Consider the following 15,051-nt stretch of genomic DNA (forward strand, 5'->3'; position numbering starts at 1 on the left):
CTTCCAGGGTCAAAGGAAATGAATACTCACGATAATTGGGTTTCTGGCGAATCATTGAGGCACATTTTAGAAGAGCAAAGCCGCCTTCACTCTGAAGGAGCCATTCATCAGTTAAGCAAACTCGATCGCGGACACACTTGGACTGGATTGCATCAGCTGATCAGGAGTGTGGAAGACCTGATCAACATTGACGAGGTCGCGTCGCACAACGTCGCTCTTGATCGCGCAATGAATGTCGCGTTGGATCGCCTTCAAAGCAAAGACGCTCAAGAAAGCTTTGGGGAGGCTCTTCAACGGCGCTTTGACGAGGCGGCATGTCGGCGCGTAATAGGATTATTTTCACACGTGAGCGTGCTGCGCGAGTTTATTCTCTCGTATCAGGGTGATTTTGACGGGCGATTTTCTGGCTTGCGCACCCCAAGGGATCTGGCTAACTACTTGAAATCAAGACGCCGACATCTCAATACGCTACTGTATGCAGTGTCTGATGTCTGTACTGGTAACGCGAAGTTGTCCGCTGCCGAGCTCTTTAGGCTCGCCTTTCGCATAACCGACTACACACTCGTAACGTTGACAGGCCTCCATCAGAAGCTAGCCAAGATAGATTTGTATAGCGGTTACGGGTGCTGGCATACGGGTAATGGACTGCTAGACGGCAGTCTGCATTGGCAGGAGTTCCTTGATGACAACTATTTGGAGGCAGAGCGCATTGCCATCACAGACCTTCCGTCACAGGAGCTCGATCGATCTCTATTTGACGTGCGAAAGATCATATCAGCGGCGGAGCTTCGCGGGATGCTCTCCCAGATCGAGAACAGTTATCAGGAATTTGATCTGAGGGAGAAAGGATTCTCCGATCTCACATTTTTTATTGAGGAGCTCTTGTCGTATACCAAGGATGACTACTTTGTTCGGGTGCCAGTGGACGCATATAGGTCCATTTCCGCACGGTACGTACACACGTGGTGGCTGCAGCGGGCAGTCTATCGGGCTGATCCGGCGCATCCGTTTCTTGGATCATTTGCCCCCTTTGTCGAGATCGGTGGATCCTTCGAATCCAACCTCTTCCTTTTGATGCGCTTCGCCTACAACACTCGCGATCGAATACTGGAAAAGCATCGCCGTTATCAGATTCGCTCCGGGTTCCTCTTTGAGGATCTTATTAAGAATGACCTCGTTCACCTGGGCTTCACGGTCTTGGGCATCAAGCGCATTCAGCGGAAGGAGTTCGATGTTGTGACAACGCGAAACGGGATAATTCACAACTTCCAGTGCAAGAATGTGCGCTTAGATTATCAGCAGATGGAAAGCGATATAAAGACCTTCATTCGTCATAATAAGCGAATTGTTCGCTATTTCGAGCGCGCGCTGCGCAAGGAGGAGGCGCGTGAGGCATTACTGATTGCAAAAATAGGCCTGAGAGAGATTCGCCATTACGTGATCTCCCGTTTCCCAGTCTTTTCTGAGAACAAGCGAATTATTGCGTTGCGCGATTTGAAGAGAGTCCTGGGGGGGGTATAGCTATCGGGTCCTCCCTGGCCGCTGGCGGGCCACACGATGTCCTCCTGCTATGAGTTCAGGCCCGCCCTTGGATGCGACCTATGCCAGCCCTGAAATGACCGGGCTGCGCGTCCATTTATCGAGTCGCGGCAGGTTCGCTTTCGGATCGACATTGCCGATCTAGGGGTTTGGGGAGCAATGGAACGAAAAACCGGGATAAGGTCTATTTATCCATAGAAACCATATAGATAGCCAAACACCCCTCCGGGGGCACTCATCCTCTCAATCGCCTTCCCTATCGTTGGGATCTCGTAGCGGGCGTAGTTCTCCGCGGGCCACTGCCTCGGGCACGGCAAAGGAATATCGGCCGTGCATGTTGATGTGGTCATGGCTGAGCGGCGACAGCCGTGCGACGTCCTCATCCCGTACGGGAAAACCGTCTTGACGCAACTGATCCAGTGCCGCCTCCATGTAGATGGTGTTCCACAAGACGACGATGTTGAGCACCAGGCCCAGCGCGCCCAGCTGGTCCTCCTGACCCTCCTGATAGCGTTGCCGGAGTTCGCCGCGTTTTCCGTGAAAAATGGCGCGCGCCACACTGTGACGCCCCTCGCCACGGTTGAGTTGGGTCAACGTGCTACGCCGCTTCGCCTCATCGTCAATATAGGTCAGTGTGTGCAGGGTCTTTTCAATCCGTCCGAACTCAGCCAAGGCCTGGGCCAGACGGGTTGGACGGTCGCCGATCTGCAAGGTTCGCATGATGCCGTTGGCTGGTACACGACCCAGTTTCAGCGAGCCCACCAGCCGCAGGATGTCGTCCCACTGCTCCTCGATCAATGGCAGTTTCACCCGCTGGCGGGCAACGGCATTGAGGTCGCCGTAGTCGGCCTCGGGATCGATGCGCCAGAATCGCGTGCCGCCGACGTCCGCCAATCGGGGACAGAACCGGTACCCCAGCAGCCTGAACAACCCGAACACCACGTCGCTGTATGCGCCGGTGTCGGTCATGATCTGCGTCGGCTGCAATTCGGTGGGCTGTTCGAGCACCACGCCCAGCAAGATCAAGCTGTCGCGCAGCGTGCCCGGCACGGTGATGTGGTTGAGACCGCTGAACTGGTCGGAGATCAGGTTGTACCAGGTCACGCCGCGTTCCCGACCGAAATACTTCGGATTGGCGGCCGCATGCACAGTGCGCACGGGCACGACGAAACGCATCCCGTCGGCTGACGCCACGTCGCCACCACCCCACTGATGGGCCAGAATCGACCGGTTCTGAGCCGCCACCAGGATGGCATTGGCCGCAACCAGGGTGTCGTTGCGGAGGTAATTCTGGTCGACCCACGACAGACGCGATCGTTTCAGTGCAGCGATGTCGGCACGAACGAGGGGTTCGAAGCCCGTGTTGCTCGCCTCAGCCAGCAATACGGCACAGAGGCTGATCGGAAGCTCCGCAGCACGAGCAGACCGCTCGGTGAGATGGGTGAAGGCATCGGTGAAACCGGTACGGGCCGCAATCTCCAGCAATACCTCTTCAATGTCCACGCGTGGCAAACGCTCATTAACCGCAGCGCGCAAGGCCAGCAAAGACGCTGGTTCTTCGAGCTTGTCGAGGGAGCTGACGACCAGGTCGTTCTCGCCTTCGAACCGCACCGCAGGATTGTCCGGAAGTCGGGACGCTACCGCGCGGTAGGTCTCATCGAGTTCTTTGGTGATCGCGACGAGTGCCGACGAGGGCGTTGGAGACAAGCTGAGCGTGCGGCAGATGATGGGGCGCGCAGTCTCCCATTCGTTGCCGCTCAACAGCCCTGCGCGCGGGTCGGCATACTTCCAACTGGGGGCGACGAACACGTCGCGCCGGCGTAACGACGTATGCAATTCGTCGAGCACGCAGAAAGTGTAGGCCCGATGATCGATGCTGTCGTCGTCGCGAATCGCGTAGCGCTGCCAGCGTTTGCGAATGACATCACGCGGGACGTCGTCGTCGGCCTTGAATCGCCCGGGATGCGAGCGAAGCCATTCATAGGCGGCGACCACAGCCTCGCCTGCGGGACTCGCGCCGAAACGCAGATTCTCCAGCACAAAGGGGAGAAAGCGCCGGATGCGCCGATAGCGTTCGCTCAGCTCGCTGTAAAACACGTCGTCGGGCGGTCGTACCAGGTTGCTCACTTCCTGGAGCGCCTGGGCGAGGACGTCGCGCGGCACCTTGGCGAACAAGGCTTTGCGTAGTTTCTTGTCCGGGAGCGTGCTGTCCAGCACCACTTGGCAAGCATCGGCCAGCAGCGTGGCCGCACGATCCAGGTCTTTCAGCGTGCGCAAGCGTGTTTTCCGATCCTCCTTGCGCGCTGTGGAAAAAACATCCCGCAGCAGCATTTCAAGAACTTCGACGGCGTCATCATGCGCGGTGGCTTCCAGGCAATGCACAAACGCTACGAGAGTGGCAAGGCGGCGAACGTCGGGCAAGCGGCTCACGGCGCTGGCTTTGGCGGCTCCCGCAAAGCGAGCCAGTGCCATGACGCGACTGGCCGGAAGGTGTGACACCCTGGGCAGGTCGATGCCGAGCTCACGAACCTCCCGTAGTCGCATCAGCGTTTGAATGAGTGCCGGTCCGCTGACGCGCGTGGGGCCCGATCGCAGCTGATCCAGCAGCGAGTAGCGGCTGCCGGCTGGCACGATCAACAACTGTTCGAGGCGTTCGCGCTGCCTGTCCAAGAGACGGGTTCCCAGACGCCGCCAAAGATGCTCTTCGACGCGGGCTTTCACGCGAGCGACAAATCGTTCGAGTGTGCTGCGCCCGGGAAGCAGTACCTTGTGCGTCAACAGCCATGTCATGGCTCGCTCGAACAGGACGCTGGGCCGCTCCGTTCCCGTCCAGCAGAGTGCGTACAGCCAGCGACCCAATCGAAAGCCGATAGGCGGTTCGGTGATTTCGACGAAGCCGTATTGACGACAGATATCGCGCTGATGATCCCACCGGAGTTCACCTGTCCGGTAGTCGTCGAGGGAGGGATCCGTGTCCGTAATATCCAGCTGCCTGGCAACGGTGGATAACACCAGCGCAGGGAGATCCAGCGGATCGTCCAGAAATGTTCCCAAGTAGCGCAGCGTCGTCAGCTGCAATGCGATGCCCAAACGATTCGCATGACCGCGCTTGCGCGCGATGTAGGTGCGATCTGCATCGTCGAGATGGAAGTAGCGTGCCAGTTCGTCGCTGGACGGGTTGCCGTTGTACCGGCCGTAATTGTCGCGTTGTCCCTCGGTAACGTAGCTGACCGGCATCAAGGTTTCCTTCTGCGGAGAGTTGGGTAGAAGGTTCCATCACTGAAAATCAAGCCTTTCGCCCATCACGCCTTGGAGCTGGCGAGGTGGGATCGCCTTCAACCATGTTTCTTGGGTTCTGCCGGGAGGCATTGCATTGGCGGTTTCGCCAAGGTCGAGTACGATACATGAATGATAACGACTCGTATTCGCAGCATATTGCGCAACCTCTCCGTGGCCGCCCTTCTGCTTTGGGCACTCCCACTCCCGCGGGCGCATGCTCAAGACGTCAGTTCAACCGTGCCGCAGACATGGCAGATGATCGACTATCTGGCCACGGATTACGCCGGCGCGGTCAAGAACGGAGCGGTGCTCAGCGCGTCTGAATACGCCGAGATGCGGGAGTTCACAGCCACCGTGCATCGCCGCCTTCAGGCGTTGCCGCCGACGCCCGGTACACCCGCGTTGTTGTCCCAGGCCGACCAGCTCATCGCTTCAGTGGATGCGAAGGCCTCGCCAGCGCAGGTGGCGATCGAGGCACATGCCCTGGCCGATGCCTTGCTGAAGGCGTACCCGATACCCACCGCGCCGGCCCAAGCGCCCGATCTGACGCAGGGCGCAACGCTGTACCAGAACCAGTGCGCCATGTGTCACGGCGCCACCGGGCATGGCGATGGTCCCGTGGGGCTGCAGCTCAATCCGCGACCGGTGGACTTCACTGACCAGGCGCGTGCGGACCAGCGCAGCCCGCTGTCCCTGTACGAAGTGATCAGCCACGGTGTCGAGGGAACGCCGATGGCCAGTTACTCGTCCCGGCTGTCGTCGGACGAGCGATGGGCACTCGCGTACTACGTGGGGTCGCTAGCCTATACCCGCGAAGCCACGACCGGTGCGACCCTCTGGCAGCACGATACGGCCGCGCGTGCGCAGATCGCGGACCTGAAGGAGTTGTCGCAAGCACGCGTGTCGCAACTGGCTCCTGCACTGGGTGCCGAACATGCCCGCGCGATCATCGGTTACCTGCGTGCGCATCCGCAGGCGATGCAACAGGCGTTGACGGGGCTTCCGCTTGCGCGGGGGCGACTTGCTGCAAGCCTGGCGGCCTATCGTGCCGGCGACGCCAAGGAAGCCACACAACTGGCATTGTCGGCCTATCTCGATGGCGTCGAACCCATCGAACCCCAGCTCAACGCACGCGATGGCGCGCTACGCGCCCGCATCGAAACGGCCATGGGCGCCTATCGCACAGCGGTGTCGGGCAAGGCCGCGCTGCCGGCGGTGACCCAGCAGGCCCACGCCGTGGATGTCCTGCTTGCGCAGGCGCAGGAGGTCACGGCGGATGCGGCGGGCGATCCGGCCGCCACGTTCCTCGGCGCCTTCACGATTCTGGTTCGCGAGGGTCTGGAAGCCTTGCTGGTGGTCGTCGCCTTGCTGGCCTTCCTGCGCAAGGCAGATCGACGCGTGGAAGTGCGTTACGTGCATGCCGGCTGGATTCTTGCCTTGGTGGCCGGCGGGATCACCTGGGCACTGGCCAGCTATGCCATCTCGATCAGTGGCGCCGGTCGCGAACTAACCGAGGGCCTGTCTTCGCTGTTCGCCGCCGTGGTGCTGCTCAGTGTCGGCTTGTGGATGCACCAAAAGAGTATTGGTGGACGCTGGCAGGCCTACCTGAAGGAAAAGATGGCCGCGGCACTCGACCGACGTTCGGCGTGGTTCCTGTTCGGCCTCGCCTTCATTTCGGTGTATCGGGAAGTGTTCGAGACGATCCTGTTCTACGCCGCGCTCTGGAACGACGGCCAGGAAGTCTGGCTGCTGGGCGGCATTGCGGCCGGCGCGGTGACCTTGGGACTGATCGCCTGGCTCCTGCTGCGCACCAGTCGGCGTCTGCCCATCGGCAAGTTCTTCGCGGCGAGTTCGATCCTGATCGCCGTGCTGGCCGTCGTTCTCGCGGGTAAGGGCATCGCCGCGTTGCAGGAAGCTGGCTGGGTGTCGGTGACGGTCGCCCCGGTGCCGCACATTGAACTGCTCGGCATCTATCCGACCTGGCAGACGCTGCTCGCACAAATCGCCGTGGTCCTGATGCTGAGTGCGGGTTTCATGTTCAATATGCTTCGTGGCCGTAGCGCTCCCGACGCATTGCCCGCATCCACCACTACACGCCCGGAAGAGGATCGCGCATGAGCGACTGCGGTTGCCACGCCGAAGCCGCCAGCGAGGCGGAACGCCGCATCCTGCGCATCGCGCTCGGTCTCAATGCCACCATGTTCGTGGTCGGTGTCGTGGCCGGCCTGATCGCCCAATCGATGGGCCTGGTCGCTGATTCGCTGGATATGCTGGGCGATGCCTGCGCCTACGGCATCGCCTTGCTGGCGTGGACACGCAGCGCCTATTTCAAGGCGTCGGCCGCGCACTGGAATGGAACCTTGCTGGTGGTTCTTGGCGTCGGCGTACTGGTGGGGGTGCTCTGGCGTCTGGTGACCGGTAGCCACCCGGAAGGCCTATGGATGATGAGCGTTGCCTTCGTTTCCTTGATCGTGAATGCCACGGTGCTGAGGCTCTTGGCGCGATTTCGTCACGGTGAAGTGCATCTGCGCGCCATCTGGATATGCACGCGGGCCGACGTCATCGCCAATCTGGCGGTGATCGTGTCCGGTGTGCTGGTGCTTCTTCTGCACAGCGCCGTGCCTGATCTGGTGATCGGTACGGCCATCGCCTGCTACGTGCTGAAGGAGGCGTTGGGCATTCTGCGCGAAGCGAAGGACGCACGGATCGCCGCCATTGCACCGAACGGCAAGCCATGACGTCGCCGATCTCGGGATTTGGCTCGATGGTTTACGCCGTTGACCTTCGACTGTTCAACGCCATTCATTCGCCGGTGCCACCGTCGCCAGCGATGCTTCATGTGGCGCGCGTCCTGGCCGATGGACCGTTGATCCTGACAGCTCTCCTTCTTGGGTGGATGCTGATGGTTCCTCGCCAGTCGATGCGCTTGATCGCCCTGAAAGCATCGGGTGCCGCCGCTGCAGCATTGCTCGCGAACCTGATCATCGGCTTGGTTTGGGATCGCGCACGTCCCTTTGTCGCTGGAGTCGGTCAAGCATGGGTGTCTCATGCGGCGACCGGCAGCTTTCCCAGCGACCATCTGACTGTGCAATGGGTGGTGGCCGGCATACTGTTGCTGAATCAATGCAGCCGGCCTTGGGGCATCGGGATCGCACTGCTCGGCCTGCCGATGGCCTGGGCACGGATCTACTTGGGCGTGCACTACCCCGGCGATATGCTGGGAGCCCTCGGGATGGGCGGACTGGCCATGCTCAGTGGCTGGCTGTGGTTTCGCCGGTCCGTGACATCAGCCATCGCGCCATTGCCATCTCAGGGATAAGGTTTCGCCCCGCTGCGAAGCGAGGGTCTAGTGCGCTGCGCCGGGTGAGGTGAACGTGCAGCCTGTCGCGCGGGCCGATTCGTCCGTGGTCGCGTGATCGGTTTGCAAGGTGGTGTGCGTGATGGCGAAACGATCATGCAGCATCGCTTCGATCTCTCGGCGCACATCGTGGCAGTCGATGTCGTGATTCACGTAGATGTGGCCCGACAGTGCCGGCATGCCCGAGGTCACTTCCCACACGTGCAGATCGTCCAGCCGAGTCACCGCCGGCATGGCACGGATCGCCTCGGCAATGGATACTGGGTCCAGACCGCGTGGTGCCGCTTCCAGGAAGATGCGGCCCGAGTCGCGCACCAGTCCGATACCGGCTTTCAGCATCAATCCGGCGACGACCAGTGCGGCAAGGGAGTCCACGCGATTCCAACCCGTCCACCAGATGATGGCACCGGCAATGGCAGTGGCGATGAAGGCGTAGAGATCGGTGAGGATGTGCTGGAAGCTGCCTTCCACGTTGAGGCTTTGCCGGTTGGCCTTGCTCATCGCCCACACGGCGAGCAGGTTGACGCCAATACCGACCACCGCGATCACCGTGACCAGCAGACCTTCCACCACCGGCGGGTCGATCAGCCGGCGGATCGCCTCGACGATGAACCAGACCGACAGCAACAACAGCGTCAGCCCGTTCGCCTGGGCGCTCAGGATTTCGACCCGCTTGAGTCCGAACGTGTAGCTGCCACTGGCCGGGCGGCTGGCCAGACGCATCGCGACAAGCGCCAGTCCGATCGAGCCCACATCGGTGAGCATGTGCCCGGCATCGGAAATCAGGGCCAACGACTTGGCCAGGATGCCGACCACCACCTCGACCGCCATGAAGCCGAGCAGCAGCAACAGCGCGATGGTCAGGTACTTCTTGTCCGCATCCGGTGCCACGCCATGGCTATGGTCGTGATGATGGTCATGTTCGTGGGGCTTGGTTGTGCCCATAGGAGTCTCCAGTGCGGCGGCCACTCTACGTGAGCGCCAAAGTGTTATGACATGACATCGGGAAGGACGGGCGGGAGTGACCCGCCCGTCTTCTTCATTCAGCCCCTTGACCGTCGATGGGCCACGCCCGATCCACCGTGCTCTGGTAGACCCAGCCGGCCACACTCTGACCGGTGCGCCCGTGCAGGCGGATCAACTGCACCGCCCGTTCGGCCTGATCGTCCTCACAGAACACTTCGAGCTTGATCTGCCGGGTCACCCGTTCGCCCAGTTCCATCGAATAGACCTGTTCCTGGCCGTTGAGCGCGGTCAGCAGACCTTTGACGTCGCTCACCGACAGGTAACGAAACCCCGCTTCTTCCAGCGCATGGATGACGTCGACCACGCGGCCACGATGGATGAAGGCCTTCACTTCTTTCATGGGGTCTTCTCCTTGGCGAGGCGCCGGGCGGCGCGTTCTTCGATCCAGTCGTAGAGCACCGGCAGCAGCACCAGCGTCAGCAAGGTCGAGGTGATCAGACCACCGACCACCACGGTGGCGAGCGGGCGCTGGGTTTCCGCACCCACGCCACTGGAGAGCAGCATCGGCACCAGGCCCAGGATCGCTACGCTCGCGGTCATCATCACCGGGCGCATGCGCAGGGCCGTACCGCGGATCACTGCCTCGCGCACAGGCAAGCCTTTCTCACGTTGTTCGTTCAAGAAACTCACCAGCACGATGCCGTTCAACATCGCCACGCCGAACACCGCGATGAAGCCGATGGCCGAGGGTACCGACAGGTATTGCCCGGTGATCGCCAAGCCGACGATGCCGCCGATGGTGGCAAACGGCACGTTGGCCAAGATCAGCGTGGCGTGCTTCACCGAGTTGAACGCGGTGTAGAGCAAGACAAAGATGAAGAAAATCGTCGCCGGCACGATCAGCGACAATCGCTTCAACGCCCGCTGCTGGTTCTCGAACGCGCCGCCCCATTCGCTGTAATAGCCAGTCGGCAACTTCACCTGTTGCGCGATGGCCGCATTGGCTTCCTTGACGAAGCCGTCGATGTCACGACCGCGAACATCCATCTGGATCACCGCATAGCGCTGCAGTTGTTCTCGACGAATGAACGAGTAGCCTTCCGCATCGCTGACCTCAGCCACCTGCGACAGCTGCACCAGTGCGCCGCTGGGCGTGCGGATCGGAATGCGCTTGATCGCCGGCAACGAGGCCTTGTCCGCATCGTCCAGCCGCACGGCGATGTCGAAGCGTTTCACGCCGTCGAGTAAGGTCGTCACCGGCTCGCCGCCGATGCCGTTCTTCACCACGGTGAGCACGTCGTCGGCGTTCAAGCCGTAACGGGCCAGCGCATCGCGATCCACCTTGATGCGGATCTGCGGCTTGCCGATGTTCGCCTCCAGCGCGAGATCGGCGACGCCAGGCACCCCGGCCAACACGTTCTTGATGCGACTGCTCAAGCGATCAAGTTCGCCCAGGTCATCGCCATAGATCTTCAGTGCCAGCGTGGCGCGCACACCCGAGATCAGTTCCTCGATGCGCATCTGGATCGGCTGCGTGTAGCTCACCACCGCGGTGGGCAGCGCCGCCGACAGTTCCTTCTGCATCGCTTCCTCGATGCTTTCCAGCGTCTCGCCCTTGCGCCATTGATCCTTCGGTTTCAGCGGCGTGTACACCTCCATGTAGTTCACATCCGCCGTTTCGCCTTTTTCGGCGCGACCGATCATCGCCAGCGTGGTTTCCACTTCCGGAAACTTTTGTTTGACCAGTGTCGACACTTGCTTGGAGATGGCGATCGATTCGTCCAGCGATGCCGACGGAATCGAGGTAATGCGCCACATGATGGCGCCTTCCTTCAGGTTAGGCATGAACTCCTTGCCGAGGAACGGGAACAGCGCGAGGCTGCCGACCAAGGCTCCGGCGGCGATGCCCAGCACTAGCTTGCGGCGCGCCAGCGCCCAGGCGAGCACCGTGGCGTAGTGGCGTTTCAGGAATGCCACCAGCCAGGTGTCCTTCTCTTCCTTCGGCTTCAACACCAGCGCGGCGAGCACCGGTATCAACGTCAAGGCGAGAATCAGCGAGCCGGCCATCGCGAAGCTGATATTGAACGCCATCGGCTTGAACATCTTGCCTTCCAGCCCTTGCAGGCTGAACAGCGGCAGGAACACCACGATGATGATCAGGATCGCGAACGCCATTGGATTGGCCACCTCGCGCGCCGCGGCCAGCACCGCGGACGTGCGATCGACCGGGCCGCCATGCGCCTTGCGCTCGGCCATGATGCGGTAGGCGTTTTCCACCATCACCACGGCGCCATCCACCATCATGCCGATACCGATCGCCAACCCCGCCAGCGACATCAGGTTGGCCGACAGGCCGACCTGATTCATGCAGATGAAGGCGATCAGCATCGCCAACGGCAACGCCACGACGACCACCAGCGCGCTGCGAAACTCACCCAGGAACAGGAACAGCACCAGTGCCACCAGGATCGAACCTTCCACCAGCGCACGCACCGCGGTGCCCACCGCCGCGTTGACCAGTTCAGTGCGCTCGTACACCGGTTTTACGACCACGCCCGGCGGCAAGGATTGCTTCACTGTGTCGAGCTTGGCCTTGACCGCATCGACCACGCTCTTGGCGTTCTCGCCAATGCGAGCCAGCGCTTGGCCCATCACCACTTCCTTGCCATCGCGCGTCACGGCACCGGTGCGGGGCGCACCCGCCTCGGTGATGGTGGCCACGTCACGCACGTAGACCGGCGTGCCGTCTTCGGTCTTGAGCACGATGTTGCCCAGATCCTTCGCGTTCTGGATCAGGCCCAGTCCACGTACCAGGTACTGCTCGCGGCCGACATCGACGAAGTTGCCGCCGACTTGCGCGTTGTTGGCCTGCAGCGCCTCGATCACCTCTTTGAAGCCAAGCTTGTGCGCGATCAGTTTCATCGGGTCGATGCGCACCTGGAACTGCTTTTCCTGGCCGCCCCATGAGCTGACGTCATCGACACCCGGTGCGGTGCGCAGGATCAAACGGATGGTCCAGTCCTGCAGTGTGCGCAGATCCATGTCGTTCGGTGCCGTACCGGCCGTGGCGCCTTTCAAGGTGCTGTCGGCGCGTTCGACGGTGTACCAGAACACCTGGCCGAGACCGGAGGTGTTCGGTCCCATCTCCGGTTTGCCGTAGCCGGCCGGCAAGCGATCGCCCACCTGCTGCAACCGTTCGTTGACCAGCTGGCGAGCGAAGTAGATGTCCATGCTGTCGTCGAAGTAGACCGACACATAGGACAGCCCGAACAAGCTCACCGAGCGGATCTGCTCCACTTTGGGCAGGCCGGCGAGCGCCGATTCCACCGGCGTGGTGAGGAGTTGTTCGACATCCTCCGCCGCCAGCCCCGATGCCTCGGTGTAGACATTGACCTGCACCGGTGTGACATCGGGAAACGCGTCGATGGGCAGCTGACGCACCGCCTGGAAACCGAGGAAGCCGATCACCACGAAAATGATCAGCACCAGCACCTTGTAGCGCAGGGAGAGTTCAACCAGACGTTCCAGCATTATTCTTCTCCCAGCTGCGAGCGCAACAGACGCGCCTTCAAGGCGAACGCGCCCTTGCGCACGTAGCTGTCGCCGGCCTTGAGGCCTTGGGTGATCACCGTCCAGCCATCACGCGTGTCGCCGACCATGACCGATGCTGGCTCGAACGGGCCGTTGCCTTTGGCGAGGAACACCGTTGGCTGGTTCTGCAGCAACACGATCGCTTCGGCGGGCACCGCCAGCTTTTGCACCGCGCTGCCGGCGGCGATGCGCGCCTCTACCAGTTCGCCCGGGTGCAACAGGTCCTTGCGGTTGTCGACTTCGATGCGCACCGGCACGGTGCGGGTGCGCTCGTCGGTCTGATGCGAGCGCTGCACCACCTTGCCGGGGATCGCGGTGTCGTGCACGAGGATGCGGGCGTCGGCATCGGGCTTGACCCGTTCGGCATCGGCCGGTGCCATCTGCGCGACGACCCAGACCGAATCCTCCTTCACCAGGGTAAACAAGGTGCGACCCGGTTCCACCCGCTCACCGACCAGAAATTCATCGGTGGTGACGCGACCAGCGGCCGGCGCGAGCAACTCGAAGCTGCCGTCGGCACCGGCCGAACCCTTGCGCAGCAAGCCGCCGATCTGGCCGTCGGACAAACCGTAGGCACGCAACTTGGCGCGCGCCTGATCGCGCTGCACCTTCGCTTCGTTGTAGCGTCGTGCCGAGACCGCTTGAGGGCCGAGCGACGCGATCCGTTGCCAGTCCTGTTCGGCCACGATGAACGCGCCCTGGGTCTCGGCGACCTGCACGCTGGAGAGCACCACCAACGGTGCACCGGCTTTCACCACGTCGCCGAGCTTGGCCTTGCGGGCCAGCACCTGCGATTCCACACGCGGCGACACCAGTACGGTGGAATACGCGTCGGCCTTCACTTCACCGGGGGCTTTCAGTTCATCGGTCAGGGCGCGCGTGGCGGCCTTGTCGAGGACGATGCCGGCGTCCTTGATCGCCTTGGCGTCCAGCGCCAGCGGATTGGCGGGTGCGGGTTCCTGCGCCATGACGGGACCGGCCAGCGCAGTAAGCAGCGCCATGCCGAGCAGACTGCGTTTCAAAAAAGAGAGATTCATCGGGAGATATCCTGAGTAGGGCCGTCCTGAGTGCGGCCGTCGAGCCAGTCGGTCAGACGGCCCGCAGCGGTGAGGTAGTCGAACCAGGTCTGCCAGGTTTGGGTTTCCAGTTCCTGGCCGGACAGCGCGGTATCGAGGCTCTGTTTGAGCTGTACGAGGTAATCGGAGGTGCTGATTTCACCGGCACGCCAGAGCTTCTCCAGCAACGCGGTGCGATCCTCGAACGCGGCGGCGCGACCGCTGCGAAAAGCCTCGGTGGCACTACGCAAGGCGGCGTAGCGGGCTTGTACTTCCTGCAACCCTGCGCGCAGCACGAACTGGCGCGAACGCACGCCCGCGGCCGCCGCATCGGCTTCCGCACGAGCGGCGTCCACTTCGGCGCGTCCGGTGTTGAGCACGGGCAAGGGAATCGACACGCTCAGGCCGATCACCTGATCGGTGCGCGGTCCGCTGCGTACCTGACCGCCGGTCAGGCTGAGCGTGGGATCGGGGATGCGTGCACGGCGGGCGACCTGCACCCCGGCCTCGGCACTCGCTTGCTGGGCGCGGGACTGACGCAGTTCGGGCAGCTCGTCGACGGGCAACGGCGTGACACTGCCCGCCGCCGGTGACAGGCCCTTGGGCAACGGCGGAAGCGCGGCCCCTTGATCGCCACTGATGGCCAGCAACGCGGCACGGGCCGCCGCTTCGTTGCTCGCGAGCGTGGCTTGTTGCACCTGCGCCTCACCCAGTGCCAGGCCGGCCAGATCGCGTTCGGGACTACTGATGTCGCCGACCTTCAGCCGCTGCGCGGCCAGGTCATCGAAGCGCTGCATCAGCGTGAGGCGACGCTGGCCCAGCTCACTCTGTCGGGCCGCGAGCGCGGCCGTCGACCAGGCTTTCAGCCAGCGGGCGGCGACGTCACGCCGCACTAGGTTATAGGCCGCCTCGGCGGCGCGCAGGTCGGCCTCGCCCTGACTGGCCCGGGCACGACGCTTACCGGACAGATCCAGCGGCAGACTGATGCCAGCCGTACGCCGATTGACGTCGGCGTTCTCCGCATCGAGTGACAGAGAGGGGTTGTACAGCGGCTGCGCGGCGGCACGTGCACGGGCTTGGGCCGCGTCAAGATCGGCCCGCGCGGCCTGCACCTCGGGGCTGGTTTGCCAGATACGACGCACCGCCGCCTGCAACGGTGATGACGCCAATGCTGTCGGCAGGGGAGCTACCGGTGAGGACGGATGAGTTACGGGGGCGGCACTGAGCATGGCCGCGTACAACAGACACACGGCGCCGATCGGC

General features: G+C 62.2%; 10 protein-coding genes. 4 read left to right on the forward strand and 6 right to left on the reverse strand.

The features are described 5' to 3' along the window. The first annotated feature begins 18 nt into the window (after positions 1 to 18). Positions 19 to 1,521, forward strand: coding sequence for a hypothetical protein (locus BMY90_RS02110; RefSeq protein ID WP_139201664.1), 1,503 nt, complete (start codon positions 19 to 21; stop codon positions 1,519 to 1,521). Between the two features lie 261 nt (positions 1,522 to 1,782). Here BMY90_RS02110 and BMY90_RS02115 read toward each other — a convergent pair whose 3' ends face one another. Then, on the reverse strand, positions 1,783 to 4,776 hold the full coding sequence (locus BMY90_RS02115) for a Tn3 family transposase (protein WP_027489456.1): 2,994 nt from the start codon (positions 4,774 to 4,776) through the stop codon (positions 1,783 to 1,785). 297 nt (positions 4,777 to 5,073) lie between these two features. Here BMY90_RS02115 and BMY90_RS02120 point away from each other — a divergent pair, with 297 nt between their 5' ends. The 3 genes from BMY90_RS02120 to BMY90_RS02130 are packed head-to-tail and all read left to right on the forward strand — an operon-like array spanning position 5,074 to position 8,137. Continuing rightward, a complete protein-coding gene (locus tag BMY90_RS02120) occupies positions 5,074 to 6,936 on the forward strand; it encodes an FTR1 family protein (protein WP_027492554.1) in 1,863 nt (620 codons plus the stop codon). Beyond that, on the forward strand, positions 6,933 to 7,556 hold the full coding sequence (locus BMY90_RS02125; protein ID WP_027489457.1) for a cation efflux transmembrane domain-containing protein: 624 nt from the start codon (positions 6,933 to 6,935) through the stop codon (positions 7,554 to 7,556). Before BMY90_RS02120 ends, BMY90_RS02125 begins: the two co-directional genes overlap by 4 nt. Then, positions 7,553 to 8,137 carry a phosphatase PAP2 family protein gene (locus BMY90_RS02130; protein WP_008216069.1) on the forward strand — a complete coding sequence of 195 codons (585 nt, stop codon included), beginning with the start codon at positions 7,553 to 7,555 and terminating at the stop codon, positions 8,135 to 8,137. The genes BMY90_RS02125 and BMY90_RS02130 overlap by 4 nt, the downstream gene beginning before the upstream one ends. A 27-nt stretch (positions 8,138 to 8,164) precedes the next feature. Here the strand turns inward: BMY90_RS02130 and BMY90_RS02135 are convergent, their stop codons facing one another. The 5 genes from BMY90_RS02135 to BMY90_RS02155 all read right to left on the reverse strand — a co-directional run bounded on the left by BMY90_RS02135 (position 8,165) and on the right by BMY90_RS02155 (position 14,930). After that, positions 8,165 to 9,121, reverse strand: a complete 957-nt coding sequence (locus BMY90_RS02135) for a cation diffusion facilitator family transporter (protein WP_008209840.1) — start codon at positions 9,119 to 9,121, stop codon at positions 8,165 to 8,167. Between the two features lie 94 nt (positions 9,122 to 9,215). Further along, positions 9,216 to 9,542: a P-II family nitrogen regulator gene (locus BMY90_RS02140; protein WP_008209838.1), complete on the reverse strand. Its 327-nt coding sequence runs from the start codon at positions 9,540 to 9,542 to the stop codon at positions 9,216 to 9,218. Further along, positions 9,539 to 12,673 carry an efflux RND transporter permease subunit gene (locus BMY90_RS02145; protein ID WP_092700919.1) on the reverse strand — a complete coding sequence of 1,045 codons (3,135 nt, stop codon included), beginning with the start codon at positions 12,671 to 12,673 and terminating at the stop codon, positions 9,539 to 9,541. The genes BMY90_RS02140 and BMY90_RS02145 overlap by 4 nt, the downstream gene beginning before the upstream one ends. After that, the gene (locus BMY90_RS02150) at positions 12,673 to 13,770 is read right to left on the reverse strand and encodes an efflux RND transporter periplasmic adaptor subunit (protein ID WP_092700922.1); all 1,098 of its coding nucleotides are present in this window, start codon (positions 13,768 to 13,770) and stop codon (positions 12,673 to 12,675) included. Before BMY90_RS02150 ends, BMY90_RS02145 begins: the two co-directional genes overlap by 1 nt. After that, the gene (locus BMY90_RS02155) at positions 13,767 to 14,930 is read right to left on the reverse strand and encodes a TolC family protein (protein WP_092701089.1); all 1,164 of its coding nucleotides are present in this window, start codon (positions 14,928 to 14,930) and stop codon (positions 13,767 to 13,769) included. The genes BMY90_RS02150 and BMY90_RS02155 overlap by 4 nt, the downstream gene beginning before the upstream one ends. Positions 14,931 to 15,051 lie beyond the last annotated feature (121 nt).

The organism is Rhodanobacter glycinis (assembly GCF_900114325.1).
Taxonomy (GTDB): domain Bacteria; phylum Pseudomonadota; class Gammaproteobacteria; order Xanthomonadales; family Rhodanobacteraceae; genus Rhodanobacter_A; species Rhodanobacter_A glycinis.

Bases quoted from the DNA above. Each gene is read 5' to 3' on its own strand.
- BMY90_RS02115 (WP_027489456.1), bottom strand. From the start codon at position 4,776: ATGCCGGTCAGCTACGTTACCGAGGGACAACGCGACAATTACGGCCGG.
- BMY90_RS02150 (WP_092700922.1), bottom strand. From the start codon at position 13,770: ATGAATCTCTCTTTTTTGAAACGCAGTCTGCTCGGCATGGCGCTGCTT.
- BMY90_RS02130 (WP_008216069.1), top strand. From the start codon at position 7,553: ATGACGTCGCCGATCTCGGGATTTGGCTCGATGGTTTACGCCGTTGAC.
- BMY90_RS02135 (WP_008209840.1), bottom strand. From the start codon at position 9,121: ATGGGCACAACCAAGCCCCACGAACATGACCATCATCACGACCATAGC.
- BMY90_RS02120 (WP_027492554.1), top strand. From the start codon at position 5,074: ATGATCGACTATCTGGCCACGGATTACGCCGGCGCGGTCAAGAACGGA.
- BMY90_RS02145 (WP_092700919.1), bottom strand. From the start codon at position 12,673: ATGCTGGAACGTCTGGTTGAACTCTCCCTGCGCTACAAGGTGCTGGTG.
- BMY90_RS02140 (WP_008209838.1), bottom strand. From the start codon at position 9,542: ATGAAAGAAGTGAAGGCCTTCATCCATCGTGGCCGCGTGGTCGACGTC.
- BMY90_RS02110 (WP_139201664.1), top strand. From the start codon at position 19: ATGAATACTCACGATAATTGGGTTTCTGGCGAATCATTGAGGCACATT.
- BMY90_RS02125 (WP_027489457.1), top strand. From the start codon at position 6,933: ATGAGCGACTGCGGTTGCCACGCCGAAGCCGCCAGCGAGGCGGAACGC.